At 65.7% G+C, this 12,612-nt stretch carries 12 protein-coding genes; 11 read left to right on the top strand and 1 reads right to left on the bottom strand.

Going from position 1 to position 12,612, the window contains the following annotated elements; all coding sequences use genetic code 11:
- Positions 1-219 precede the first annotated feature (219 nt).
- Positions 220-1,920: an AMP-binding protein gene (locus AKN84_RS37175; protein ID WP_050425375.1), complete on the top strand. Its 1,701-nt coding sequence runs from the start codon at positions 220-222 to the stop codon at positions 1,918-1,920.
- A 202-nt stretch (positions 1,921-2,122) separates the two neighbouring features.
- Here the strand turns inward: AKN84_RS37175 and AKN84_RS37180 are convergent, their stop codons facing one another.
- A complete protein-coding gene (locus tag AKN84_RS37180) occupies positions 2,123-3,124 on the bottom strand; it encodes an adenosine kinase (RefSeq protein WP_050425376.1) in 1,002 nt (333 codons plus the stop codon).
- A 316-nt stretch (positions 3,125-3,440) separates the two neighbouring features.
- On the opposite strand from AKN84_RS37180, the gene murJ reads away from it, so the two are divergent.
- From murJ to AKN84_RS37230, 10 genes are all read left to right on the top strand, one after another.
- Positions 3,441-4,979, top strand: coding sequence for a murein biosynthesis integral membrane protein MurJ (gene murJ, locus AKN84_RS37185; protein WP_050425377.1), 1,539 nt, complete (start codon positions 3,441-3,443; stop codon positions 4,977-4,979).
- 66 nt (positions 4,980-5,045) lie between these two features.
- Positions 5,046-6,098 carry a tryptophan--tRNA ligase gene (trpS, locus tag AKN84_RS37190; RefSeq protein WP_050425378.1) on the top strand — a complete coding sequence of 351 codons (1,053 nt, stop codon included), beginning with the start codon at positions 5,046-5,048 and terminating at the stop codon, positions 6,096-6,098.
- 88 nt (positions 6,099-6,186) lie between these two features.
- On the top strand, positions 6,187-6,681 hold the full coding sequence (locus tag AKN84_RS37195) for a universal stress protein (protein WP_050425379.1): 495 nt from the start codon (positions 6,187-6,189) through the stop codon (positions 6,679-6,681).
- 143 nt (positions 6,682-6,824) lie between these two features.
- Positions 6,825-7,394, top strand: a complete 570-nt coding sequence (locus AKN84_RS37200) for a NifU family protein (protein WP_050425380.1) — start codon at positions 6,825-6,827, stop codon at positions 7,392-7,394.
- A 160-nt stretch (positions 7,395-7,554) separates the two neighbouring features.
- A complete protein-coding gene (gene tsaB / locus AKN84_RS37205) occupies positions 7,555-8,250 on the top strand; it encodes a tRNA (adenosine(37)-N6)-threonylcarbamoyltransferase complex dimerization subunit type 1 TsaB (RefSeq protein WP_050425381.1) in 696 nt (231 codons plus the stop codon).
- Entirely contained in the window at positions 8,247-8,732 is a 486-nt protein-coding gene (rimI, locus tag AKN84_RS37210; protein WP_050425382.1) for a ribosomal protein S18-alanine N-acetyltransferase, read from the top strand. Before tsaB ends, rimI begins: the two co-directional genes overlap by 4 nt.
- 54 nt (positions 8,733-8,786) lie before the next feature.
- Positions 8,787-9,239: a Fur family transcriptional regulator gene (locus AKN84_RS37215; RefSeq protein WP_050425383.1), complete on the top strand. Its 453-nt coding sequence runs from the start codon at positions 8,787-8,789 to the stop codon at positions 9,237-9,239.
- Between the two features lie 24 nt (positions 9,240-9,263).
- Positions 9,264-9,944 (top strand): HAD family hydrolase, encoded by a 681-nt coding sequence (locus tag AKN84_RS37220; RefSeq protein ID WP_050425384.1) that lies wholly within the window; start codon positions 9,264-9,266, stop codon positions 9,942-9,944.
- Positions 9,945-10,118: 174 nt separating this feature from the next.
- Positions 10,119-11,507 carry a tRNA (N6-isopentenyl adenosine(37)-C2)-methylthiotransferase MiaB gene (gene miaB / locus AKN84_RS37225; RefSeq protein ID WP_050425406.1) on the top strand — a complete coding sequence of 463 codons (1,389 nt, stop codon included), beginning with the start codon at positions 10,119-10,121 and terminating at the stop codon, positions 11,505-11,507.
- Between the two features lie 5 nt (positions 11,508-11,512).
- Positions 11,513-12,583 (top strand): PhoH family protein, encoded by a 1,071-nt coding sequence (locus tag AKN84_RS37230; protein ID WP_083632723.1) that lies wholly within the window; start codon positions 11,513-11,515, stop codon positions 12,581-12,583.
- The last annotated feature ends 29 nt before the right edge of the window (positions 12,584-12,612 follow it).

Below are 12,612 nucleotides of genomic sequence, written 5' to 3' on the forward strand. Positions count from 1 at the left end.
CCCCCCGTCACCCGGATCGCATCTTCGATGCGATCCGACCTCTCCCCGCACGCGGGGCGAGGTGAAGCGGAGACCGTTGTTCCATTTCGGCCTTTAATCCCTCCCCTCGCGGGGAGGGATCTTTCATACCCGCCATAGGTCGGGCCTGTCCTGCCAGTGCCAAACGACTAAGATCGCCCAAAAAAGTGCGACACGAACACGACCAGGAGGAGGACGAGCTTGGCACCCACACCCAAGGCAGACAGCTATGTCTGCGGCATTTCCGATACGCCGCTGCTCGGCGAAACCATCGGCCGCAGCCTCGACCGCGCACGCGCGCGCTGGGGCGACCGCGAGGCGCTGGTCTCGCCCAGCCACAATGTGCGCTGGACGTGGAACGAGTTCGCCGAGCGGGTCGAGGCGCTGGCGGCGGGATTCCTTGCGCTCGGCCTGCAACGCGGCGAGCGGATCGGCATCTGGTCGCTGAACCGGCCGGAATGGACGCTGACGCAATTCGCCGCGGCGAAAGCCGGGCTGATCCTCGTCACCATCAATCCGGCCTATCGCCTCAGTGAGCTCGAATTCGCACTCGGCAAGGTCGGCTGCGCCGCGATCGTGACGGCGACCGCGTTCAAGACCTCGGCCTATATGGAGATGATCAACACGCTGCTGCCCGAGCTTGCGAGCTCCGAGCCCGGTCAACTGCGATCAGCGCGGCTGCCGCAACTGCGCGCCGTGATTCAGATCGGCGGACCGGCGGCGCCGGGCACCGTTCCGTTCGAGCAGGTATCGCAGATGGGCGGCGAGCGCCATCGCGAGCAGCTTGCCGCGCTCGGCACGAGCCTGCAATTCGACGACCCCGTCAACATCCAGTTCACCAGCGGCACCACCGGCTCCCCCAAGGGCGTGACGCTGACCCATCACAACATCCTCAACAATGGCTACTTCACCGGCCGCGCGATGCGCCTGACCGAGCAGGACCGCATCTGCATTCCGGTGCCGCTCTATCACTGCTTCGGCATGGTGATGGGCAACCTCGCTTCCGTCACGCTCGGCACCACCATGGTCTATCCCGGCGAAGGTTTTGATCCCTTGGCGACGCTGACGACGATCGCGCAGGAGCAATGCACGACGCTCTACGGCGTGCCGACCATGTTCATCGCTGAGCTCGATCATCCGGAGTTTTCGCGCTTCGACCTGTCCTCGCTGCGCACCGGCATCATGGCCGGCGCGCCCTGCCCGATCGAGGTGATGAAGCGCGTCAACACCGAGATGAACATGCGCGAGGTGACGATCGCCTACGGCATGACCGAAACCAGCCCGGTGAGCTTCCAGAGCGCGACCGACGATCCCTTGGAACGCCGCGTCTCCACCGTCGGCCGCATCCATCCGCATGTCGAGGTCAAGGTGGTCGACCTCGACGGCAAGGTGGTGCCGCGCGGCGAACGCGGCGAGCTCTGCACCCGCGGCTACAGCGTGATGCTCGGCTATTGGGACGAGAAGGAGAAGACCGCAGACGTGCTCGACGCCAATGGCTGGATGCACACCGGCGATCTCGCCGTGATCGACGACGAGGGCTATTGCAACATCGTCGGCCGCATCAAGGACATGGTGATCCGCGGCGGCGAGAACCTCTATCCGCGCGAGATCGAGGAATTCCTCTACCGCCATCCCAAGATCCAGGACGTCCAGATCTTCGGCGTCGCAGACAGCCGTTACGGCGAGGAATTGTGCGCCTGGGTCAGGGTCAGGCAGGGCGAGACGCTGACCGCAGACGAGGTCCGCGCCTTCTGCCAGGGCCAGATCGCCCACAACAAGATCCCGCGCTATGTCGAGTTCGTCGAGGAATTCCCGATGACCGTGACCGGCAAGATTCAGAAATTCGTGATGCGCGACGCGGTCGAGAAGCGGCTGGGATTGAAGGCGGCGAAGACCGCGTGAGGCTCTTCTCCCTCGCCCCGCTCTCTTGTCCGCCGAAGCCCGCCTTCGGGCGAAGGCGGATGCGGGGAGAGGGTCGGGGTGAGGGGCTGCTTCCGCGAATGAGATCGAGCTGAGTACGCGGAGACTCCCCCTCACCCGTAATGCATCTGTCGATGCATTACGGCCTCTCCCCGCAAGCGGGCGAGGCAAGAAAGAGCTGCGGCTAAACCAGCAACCCCTGCTGCTTCGCCAGATCCTTCAGCGACACCAGCGGCCGGGCGCCGATGTGCTGGATCACTTCGGCGGCGGCGAGTGCGCCGAGCCGGCCGGCGTTCTCATGGCCGACATTGCGCACGAGGCCGACCAGGAAACCGGCGGCGAACAGGTCGCCGGCGCCGGTGGTGTCGACGAGCTTGTCGATCGGCGAGGCCGGCGCCGATACGACGCCGTCGCCTGATGTCACGACGCAGCCCTTCTCGCTGCGGGTGACGACGCCGAGCTTGGTGTCCTTGCCGAACTGCTTCAGCGCGGTGTCGAAGTCGGAGGTCTGGTACAGCGAGTGCAGCTCGGACTCGTTTGAAAACACCAGGTCCACGATACCCCTGCGCATCAGGTCCAGGAATTCGTCGCGGTAGCGATCGACGCAGAACGAATCCGACAGCGTCAGCGCGACCTGGCGGCCCGCGCCATGCGCGATATCAGCCGCCTTCACGAAGGCGTCCTTGGCGTTCTTCGGGTCCCAGAGATAGCCTTCGAGATAGATGATGCTGGCGGCCGCGATCTGGGCCGGATCGATGTCGTCGGGTGTCAGGTCCTGCGCGGCGCCGAGATAGGTGTTCATGGTGCGCTCGCCGTCCGGCGTCACCAGGATGTAGGAGCAGCCGGTGGCCGGGCCGGCCTTGGCCGGCGCGGTGTCGAAGGTGACGCCGGCGGCGCGGATGTCGTGGACGTAGAGCTTGCCGATCTGGTCGTCCTTGACCTTGCCGACATAGGCGGCGCGGGCGCCGAGATTACCGACGCCGACGATGGTGTTGGCGGCCGAACCGCCCGACATCTCGGTCGCCACGCCCATGTCGCTGTAGATCGCGGTGGCACGCGTCTCGTCGATCAGCTGCATCGAGCCCTTGGTCATGCCGTGACGGGCAAGGAATGCCTCATCTGTTTGCACCAGCACGTCAAAGATCGCGTTGCCGATCCCGAGAACGTCATATTTTGCGTCAGCCATAGACCTGCCCTGTGTTAACGCCACCCAACAAGAGCCGCGACCTATCACGTTACGCCTAGCGCCAGCAAGGGAAGCGGGCTGCCAGTTCCGTCATCGCAACGCGCTTTTGACCCGTCATCCCCGCGCAAAGGCGAAGCCTTTGTCGCTGGAGGCGCGAGCCTCTTTGGCGAGCCTCGAAGGGTGCACGGCCCCACTCTGGCCGATTCATCCTTCGAGGCTCGCTCCGCTCGCGCCTCAGGATGACGGATTGGCACTTGGTCCGGGCTTCGAAAGGAGTGCCGCTGGCAGTAGGGCGCGCGACTGCTATAGAGACACCATGTTCCGCTCCTTCCTCACCGTCTCCTCGGGAACGCTGGCCTCGCGACTGCTCGGCTTCGTGCGCGATTCCGTGATCGCGGCGCTGCTTGGCGCGGGGCCGGTGGCGGATGCGTTCCTGGCAGCATTCCAGCTTGTGAATGTGGTGCGACGGCTACTCGCCGAGGGCGGGCTGAATGCCGCCCTGGTGCCGGCATGGCTGAAGGTACGCGACGCCGACGGAGTGGACGCGGCAACCGCGTTTGCCGGCCGCGTGCTCGGCACCGTCAGCGCCGCAGTCATCGCAGCCGCGCTCGTGATCGGCGCGCTGATGCCGCTGGTTATCGCCGCGATCGCGCCTGGTTTCGTCGGCTGCGACACCCTGCAACTAGCCGTCGACAACGCAAGGCTGATGCTGCCTTATCTCGCCTTCGCCGGCCCGGTCACCGTAATGATGGCGCTGCTCAACGCGCAGGGGCGCTTCGCGCTGACCGCGTTCTCGCCGCTGCTGTTCAACATCGCGCTGATAGCAGTGATGGCCGTGCTGCTGGCGCGGCAGCAGGAGCCGGTGCAGGCCGCGCTGGTCATGGCAGCCACGATCGGCGTCGCCGGATTTCTGCAACTGTCGATGTTGGCGCTGCGCGGTGCAAAGCTCGCTTCGCCGCTTCGCATCGCCCTCGATCCCGAGATACGCGGCTTTCTCGGCCGCGCGGTCCCCGGCATGGTCGCGAGCAGCGCGCCGCAATGGCTCATGGTCGCCGGCGCGGTGATCGCGTCGACCTCGCCGTCGGCTGTGTCGTGGCTCTATTTCGCCAACCGATTGCTCGAATTGCCGCTCGGCATCGTCGGCGTCGCGATGGGCACCGTGCTGATCCCGGAGATGACGCGCGCCGTGCGCAGCGGCGAGCCTGCGGCGATCGCGCATGCCGAATCGCGCGCACTCGAGCTTGCGGCCGGGCTGGCGCTGCCGGCAACGCTCGGCCTGATGGTGCTGAGCGAGCCGATCGTGCGGATGCTGTTCGAGCGCGGCGCATTCACGGCGGAGGATAGCGCGGCAACCGCGCAGGCCCTGATCTGGCTGACGCTGGCCTTGCCGGCGCATGTGCTGGTGAAGGCGCTGTCGCCGGCATTCTTTGCCCGCGAGGACACGCTGACGCCGCTGTTTGCGACGTTGAAGGCCATCGTGGTCGCGATCGCGGCGGCCTTCCTGCTCGGCCGCATCTTCGGCGCCGGCGGCATTGCCGCAGGCATTGCGCTCGGCGCCTGGAGCAATGCGCTGGCGCTGATCCGCAGGGGTGCCTCGACCTTCGGCTTCTCGATCGATGCCGAGGCGCGTCGCCGGTTGCCGCGCATCCTGGGCGCAGCGCTCGCAATGGGCGCCCTGCTCTGGCTCGCAGAGGGCGCGCTGCCGGCCGCCGGAGACCACGGTTTGGTACGCGCAGCCGCCCTGCTCGTGCTGATCGCGGCCGGCATCGCCGGTTACGGGCTGTTCTTGCAGCTTTTCGGCGTCACCGGCTGGCGCGAAGCGGTTAACGCCGTCAGGCAAAGACGTCCCGCCTGACTTGCGCGCGCGGGGCTTAAGTGGCAAACGACGCCGCAAAAGCGGCCATTTCCGGGAAATACCACCATGGCGTTCGTTGAACGGGTCTTCTCAGGCGTCCAGCCGACGGGCAATCTGCACCTCGGCAACTACCTCGGCGCCATCGTCAACTTCGTGAAGATGCAGCAGACCCATAACTGCATCTATTGCGTCGTCGACATGCACGCGATCACGCAGGGCGTCGAGGTCTGGGGCGGCCCGGCCGAGCTCGCGCGCAACACCCGCGAGGTGACCGCGGCCTTCATCGCCGCCGGCATCGACGCCAAGAAGCACATCGTGTTCAACCAGAGCCAGATCGCCGGTCATGCCGAGCTGACCTGGATCTTCAACTGCGTCGCGCGCATCGGCTGGCTGAACCGCATGACCCAGTTCAAGGAGAAGGCCGGCAAGGACCGCGAGAACGCGTCCGTCGGCCTCTACGACTATCCGGTGCTGATGGCTGCCGACATCCTGCTGTACCGCGCCACCCATGTGCCTGTGGGCGAGGACCAGAAGCAGCATCTGGAGCTGTCCCGCGACATCGCGCAGAAGTTCAACAACGACTTCGGTGATTCTATTCGCGGTCATGGTTTTGCCGACGGGCTGCTCTTCCCGCAGCCCGAGCCACTGATCACGGGGCCGGCGACGCGGGTGATGAGCCTGCGCGACGGCACCAAGAAGATGTCGAAGTCGGACGCATCGGACAATTCGCGCATCAACCTCACCGACGACGCCGACACCATCGCGCAGAAGATCCGCAAGGCGAAGACCGATCCGGAGCCGCTGCCGTCGGAGGAGAAGGGCCTGGAGACTCGCCCCGAGGCCGACAATCTGGTCGGCATCTACGCGGCGCTCGCCGGCATCTCCAAGCAGGAGGTGCTGACCCAGTTCGGCGGCGGGCAGTTCTCCAGCTTCAAGAACGCGCTGGTCGAGGTTTGCGTCGCAAAACTGGCGCCGATCGCCTCCGAGATGAAGAAGCTGGTTGCCGACCCCGGCCATGTCGATTCGATCCTGGCGGACGGCGCCAACCGCGCCCGCGGCATCGCCGACGAGACCATGCGCATTACCAAGGACATCGTCGGCTTCATCCGCCCGCGCTAACGCGCAAGCCGGCAACTGTGCACTTCCTCTCCCAAACGGCGAGGGAGTATGGCAGCATGGGTTGGTTTGGTTCAGCACCGGGACATGCATGACCACCCAGCGACGAAGCTACGAGACAGGTCACAAGCCGAAATGCCTCGTCATCGTTGACGACACGGCGGAATGGGACCGCGCGGTGTATTACGCCAGCCGATGGGCCATCCGGGTCGGCGGCGGCGTCGTGATGCTGCGGGTGATCGAGACCGAGGACCAGAACCAGCAATGGCTCGGGGTCGCCGACATCATGCGCGCCGAGGCCGAGGAGGCCGCCAATGAGGCGCTCGACCGCGCCGCCGGCCGCGCCAACGGAATCGCCGCGATCACCCCGGAGCGGGCGATTCGCGAGGGCGACCCGACCGAGCAGATCCTCGACGTGATCGACAAGGACGTCGATATCGCGATGCTGGTGCTGGCGGCCAATCCGGGCCCCGAAGGGCCCGGGCCGATCATCACCACGATGGCCAAGACCATGGGGGCGTTCCCGATCCCGGTGACCATTGTGCCCGGCGGCCTGACCGACGCCGAGATCGACGCCCTGTCGTAAGCGGGATCGGCCCTGAAACCGCTCCAGAGCATGGGTACGGGCCTGGAACCGCGGTTTTGCGGCTTGATCGCGGGCTTTTTAATTGCCATTTCATGGGGGAACCCAACGCGCCGGCCTTGAACCGGCGACGCCGGAGACAGCAAATGTTCATTCAGACCGAAGCTACACCCAATCCCGCCACCCTGAAATTCATCCCGGGCCGCCTGGTGCTCGACAGCGGGACCATGGAATTCTCGTCGGCCGAATCCGCCGCACGCTCGCCGCTCGCCGAACGGCTGTTCGCCGTATCAGGCGTCACCGGCGTGTTCTACGGCGCCGACTTCATCACCGTAACCAAGGCGGACGGCGACTGGCAGCACCTCAAGCCCGCGATCCTCGGCGCCATCATGGAGCATTACATGTCCGGCGCGCCGCTGCTCGCCGACGGCACCGCTGGTAGCGACGACATCAGCGACGAGGCAGACGAGTTCTTCGACGAGGCCGACGCCGAGACGGTCGAGCAGATCAAGGACCTGATCGAGACCCGCGTGCGTCCGGCGGTCGCCAATGACGGCGGCGACATCACCTTCCGCGGCTTCAAGGACGGCATCGTCTATCTCAACATGAAGGGCTCCTGCGCCGGTTGCCCGTCATCGACCGCAACCTTGCAACACGGCATCCAGAACCTGCTCCGGCACTTCGTACCCGACGTGCAGGAAGTCCGGCCGATGTAATTTGCGCCGGGTGGGCCGCCACGCGTAGCCCACCTTCGATACGACACAGTTGATGGTGGGCAATGCACTGCGCTGCTTTGCCCGCCTGAGAGGGGGGACGAACAGTGAGCCGGCGAATCGGAAATGGTTCGGACCTTCCGTTCGCCCTGACGTTTGCCCCATGATGATTCTCGCCATCGATACCGCGCTCGACGCCTGCTCCGCGGCGGTGCTCGACACCACCTCCGGCAACACAATCGCGATCGAATCGCAGGCGATGCAGCGCGGCCATGCCGAGGCGCTGATGCCGCTGATCGCGCGGGTGATGAAGGAGAGCGGCATCGGCTTTGCGGGGCTTGACCGCATCGCCGTCACCACCGGCCCCGGCAGTTTCACCGGCCTGCGCGTCGGCCTCTCGGCGGCACGCGGCATCGCGCTCGCCGCGTCCAAGCCGGTCGTCGGGCTGTCGACGCTCGCCGCTTACGCTGCGCCCGTGGTTGCCGAGAATGGCGAGAATCCGATCCTGTCCGCGATCGATGCGCGGCACGATCACGTCTATTTCCAACTGGTGGGCGGCGACGGCAGCTTGATGCTCAAGCCGAAGGTGGCGCCGATCGCGGAAGCGCTCGAAGCCGCCCAATACGGCGCACTGCATCTGGTCGGCAACGCCGCCAATATCCTCGCCGAGCGCTGGCCCGCCGACGCAACGCCACCGGTGAAGGTTGACGGGCAGCCCGCGCCCGACATCACCTGGGTCGCCTGGGTCGGCGCGGCCGTCGATCCCGAAACTGCGCCGCCGCGTCCGTTCTATCTGCGCGCCCCCGATGCGAAGCCACCGAAGGATCGCCTCGTCATCAGCGCGCCGCCATCGACATGAGCGGCTGGCTGTCGCGATGGTGGGGCGGCGGCACGCCCGCGGTCGAGGCCGCATCGCTGCGTGATGCGGCGCGGCTCGCCCAATTGCACGGCGCGTCGTTTCATCGCGGCTGGGGCGAGGGCGAATTCGAGGCGATGCTGACCGAGCGCAACACGCTGGTGCATCGGCTGCGGCAGGGACGCAAGGTGATCGGCTTTGCGGTGTCGCGGATGGCCGCGGACGAAGCGGAAATCCTGTCGATTGCGATCGATTCCAATCAGCGCGGGCGCGGCCTGTCGCGCGACCTGCTGTTGACCCATCTCGGCCATCTTGCCGGCCGCGGCATCCGCACCATCTTCCTCGAAGTGGAAGAGAACAATCAGCCGGCGCGACGGCTCTATGAAGGGGCCGGATTCGGCGTGATCGGGCGCCGCGAACGCTATTACAAGCAGCCCGGCGGGGAACATTTGAACGCGCTTCTGATGCGGCGCGACTTGTCGTAACATCGGCGCGGTGGCAGAACAGCGCCCTGCTCTGCCACTTAAGGCTTTGGACCTATGACGACGGTGAAAATCCCGCCTGCGCAGAAAAATACCGGCATCGAGGCGCGCTGCGCCGCGACCGGCATGCGCATGACCGAACAGCGCCGCGTCATCGCGCGGGTGCTGGCGGAGGCCATGGACCATCCCGACGTCGAGGAACTGTACCGCCGCTGCGTGGCGGTCGACGACAAGATCTCGATCTCGACGGTCTATCGCACCGTCAAGCTGTTCGAGGACGCCGGGATCATCGAGCGTCACGACTTCCGTGAGGGCCGTGCACGCTACGAGCAGATGCCCGAGAGCCATCACGACCATCTGATCAATCTGCGCGACGGCAAGGTGATCGAGTTCACCTCCGAGGAAATCGAGAAGCTGCAGGCCGAGATCGCGCGCAAGCTCGGCTACAAGCTGGTCGATCACCGTCTCGAGCTCTATTGCGTCCCGCTCGACGAAGACAGCAAGTCGTAGGCGCGTGCCACGCATCGCCAGACCATGAGCTTCGATCTCGTCATCTTCGATTGCGACGGCGTGCTGGTTGACAGCGAGGTGATCTCCTGCCGCGCGCATGCCGACACGCTGACGTGGCACGGCTTTCCGATCACACCGGACGGCGTGCTGAAGCGCTTCCTCGGCGTGTCCGACCGCGAGGCGCGGCGGATCGTCGAAAGCGAGATCGGCCGCGCCCTGCCCGAGAGCTTCGAGGCCGAGGTCAAGCACGCGACGCTGAGCTTCTATGCCGACGACCTCAGCGCCATCGCCCATGTCGGCGATGCCATCGCCGCGCTCGACTTGCCGAAATGCGTGGCGTCCAGCGGCACGCCGGAAAAGATCCATCACGGCCTGACCTGCGCCGGGCTCTACGACCAGCTCGCGCCGCATATCTTCTCCGCCACCCAGGTCAAGCGCGGCAAGCCGGCGCCCGATTTGTTTCTGTTTGCGGCTACCCAAATGGGTGTACGGCCGGAACGCTGCGTCGTGATCGAGGACAGCGTGGCCGGCGTCACCGGCGCCCGCGCCGCCGGAATGACCGTACTCGGGTTTTACGGCGGCAGCCATTGCACGGCGGAACACGAGGATTTGCTGCGCCAGGCCGGCGCGGCCATAACCTTCGCCGATATGCGCCAATTGCCCGATTTGATCGCCCGGATTGGCGCCAAGGCGCTCGCTGGCTGAGCCTCGCCCCCGTCATTTCGGGGCGATGCGCCAGCATCGAACCCGGAACCTCGAGATTCCCGGGGCGCACGCCCCGGAATGACCGCGGTTGCACCGCTGGATTTTCCCCGGTTTAGGCTATATTTCAGCCCCGGCGCCCGGATGGCGCCGTTTCCTTTTCGCAATCAGGGTTCCATGACGACGCCGCGCAAGCTGCACATCAAGTCCTATGGCTGCCAGATGAACGTCTACGATGCGCAGCGCATGGTGGACACGCTGGCCGGCGAGGGCTTTGTCGAGACCGCGAGCGCCGAAGACGCCGACCTCGTGATCCTCAACACCTGCCATATCCGCGAGAAGGCGTCGGAGAAGATCTACTCCGAACTCGGGCGGCTTCGCGTCGCCAAGGATGAAGCCGCGCGGGCGGGCCGCGAGATGAAGATCGCGGTCGCCGGCTGCGTCGCACAGGCCGAAGGCGCCGAGATCATCAACCGTGCGCCGACTGTCGACATCGTGGTCGGGCCGCAGAGCTATCATCATCTGCCTGAGCTGCTGAAGCGCGCCAAGGAAAACGGCCGCGCGCTCGAGACCGAATTCCCGGTCGAGGACAAGTTCGGCTTCCTGCCGCAGCCGAAGCCGGATGCGATCCGCGCCCGCGGCATCTCCGCCTTCGTCACGGTGCAGGAGGGTTGCGACAAGTTCTGCACCTTCTGTGTGGTGCCCTATACCCGCGGCGCGGAAGTCTCGCGTCCGGTCGCCAGGATCATCGACGACGTCAAGCAACTCGCCGACAACGGCGTGCGCGAATTCACGCTGATCGGACAGAACGTCAACGCCTATCACGGCGAAGGCCCCAACGGCGGCGCCTGGTCGCTCGGCAGATTGCTGCAACGGCTCGCCGAGATTCCCGGCGTCACCCGGCTGCGCTATTCGACCAGCCATCCGCGCGATGTGGATGATGATTTGATCGCGGCGCACCGCGATCTGCCCGAATTGATGCCGTTCGTGCACCTTCCCGTGCAATCGGGGGCGGACCGAATCCTTGCGGCCATGAACCGCAAACATACCGCCGATGACTACCGGCGGGTCATCGACCGGTTCCGGGCGGCGCGGCAAGACATTGCTTTTTCATCAGATTTTATCGTGGGCTTCCCCGGCGAGACGAGGGAAGAATTTTCTGCCACCCTCGCGCTTGTCACGCAAATCGGGTACGCTGCGGCGTATTCATTCAAGTATTCGCCACGGCCAGGCACGCCGGCGGCGGAGATGCGGGAGACGGTGTCAGCAGCCGAGATGGACGAGCGCTTGGGGCGGCTTCAGCAATTGATCGACAGCCAGCAATCGGCCTTCAACCGGGCTGCGATCGGCACAACGGTCGATGTGCTGTTCGAGCGCGCGGCGCGCAATCCGGGCCAGATCGTCGGCCGCACCGCCTATCTGCAGCCCGCCCATGTGATGGCATCGCCTGACATCATCGGCCAGGTCCGCTCCGTGCGGATCGACAGCCTCGAGCGCTACAGCCTGATCGGCGAGCTTGCGACGCCGGCAGCGCCGCGCCTCATTTCGCAGACCATTGGAGCCTGAAATCCTTGCCAAAAAGCGCATCGGATTCGTCTTCGCTCGCTCCCAGCCGCAAACCTGACCGCGACATGCAAATGCCACCTGAGACCCGGGCCCCTGAGACACAGGTCGTCATCGATTTCGATGACAACCGTGCCGCATCCGCGCTGGTCGGCCCTTATGGACAGAATCTGGCGCTGATCGAGCGGCGGCTTGGCGTGGTGGTCGATTCCCGCGGCAACCACGTCACCATCGCGGGCTCCCGCGACGGCTGCGACGCGGCGCGCCGCGTGCTGGAGACGCTCTATGCCCAGGCCGTCGCAGGGCACGACCTCGACCAGGGCGAAGTCGAAGGTGCGATCCGCGCCGTGATCGCGCAGGGCTCGCTGTTCGAATTCGACAACAAGACCGCCAAGCCGACGTTCGAGACCATCAACCTGCGCAAGCGTCCGGTGCGCGCCCGCACCGCTGCGCAAGACTCTTACATCCGCGCACTGAAGCGGCATGAACTGGTGTTCGGCATCGGCCCGGCCGGCACCGGCAAGACCTGGCTCGCAGTCGCCCATGCGGCGCAGCTGTTCGAGCGCAAGGAGGTCGATCGCATCATCCTGACGCGGCCCGCGGTCGAGGCCGGCGAACGGCTCGGCTTCCTGCCCGGCGACCTCAAGGAGAAGGTCGATCCGTATCTGCGCCCGATCTATGATGCGCTGTACGATCTGATGGATGCCCGCGTCGTCGAGCGCGCGCTGCAGGGCAACGAGATCGAGATCGCGCCGCTCGCCTTCATGCGCGGCCGCACCCTGACCAATGCCGCCATCATCCTCGACGAGGCGCAGAACACCACGACGATGCAGATGAAGATGTTCCTGACGCGTCTCGGCGAGAACAGCCGGATGATCGTCACCGGCGACCCGTCGCAGGTCGACCTGCCGCATGGCCAGGCTTCGGGGCTTACGGAAGCCGTGAAGCTGCTCGATGGCGTCGAAGGCATCGCGCAGGTGCATTTCAAGGCCGAGGACGTCATCCGCCATGAATTGGTGGCGCGCATCGTGGCCGCCTATGAGGGATTGCCGCAAAAGCCGGCAAACGCCAGATCTTGAGCCGAATAGCTTCGGCCGCGAGCCCGCGC

Origin of the sequence: Bradyrhizobium tropiciagri, assembly GCF_001189845.1 — a bacterium.
In the GTDB taxonomy this organism is placed as follows: Bacteria; Pseudomonadota; Alphaproteobacteria; order Rhizobiales; family Xanthobacteraceae; genus Bradyrhizobium; species Bradyrhizobium tropiciagri.

Coding starts and splice junctions, on each gene's coding strand:
- AKN84_RS37180 (WP_050425376.1), bottom strand. CDS start 3,124: ATGGCTGACGCAAAATATGACGTTCTCGGGATCGGCAACGCGATCTTT.
- murJ (WP_050425377.1), top strand. CDS start 3,441: ATGTTCCGCTCCTTCCTCACCGTCTCCTCGGGAACGCTGGCCTCGCGA.
- trpS (WP_050425378.1), top strand. CDS start 5,046: ATGGCGTTCGTTGAACGGGTCTTCTCAGGCGTCCAGCCGACGGGCAAT.
- AKN84_RS37195 (WP_050425379.1), top strand. CDS start 6,187: ATGACCACCCAGCGACGAAGCTACGAGACAGGTCACAAGCCGAAATGC.
- AKN84_RS37200 (WP_050425380.1), top strand. CDS start 6,825: ATGTTCATTCAGACCGAAGCTACACCCAATCCCGCCACCCTGAAATTC.
- tsaB (WP_050425381.1), top strand. CDS start 7,555: ATGATGATTCTCGCCATCGATACCGCGCTCGACGCCTGCTCCGCGGCG.
- rimI (WP_050425382.1), top strand. CDS start 8,247: ATGAGCGGCTGGCTGTCGCGATGGTGGGGCGGCGGCACGCCCGCGGTC.
- AKN84_RS37215 (WP_050425383.1), top strand. CDS start 8,787: ATGACGACGGTGAAAATCCCGCCTGCGCAGAAAAATACCGGCATCGAG.
- AKN84_RS37220 (WP_050425384.1), top strand. CDS start 9,264: ATGAGCTTCGATCTCGTCATCTTCGATTGCGACGGCGTGCTGGTTGAC.
- miaB (WP_050425406.1), top strand. CDS start 10,119: ATGACGACGCCGCGCAAGCTGCACATCAAGTCCTATGGCTGCCAGATG.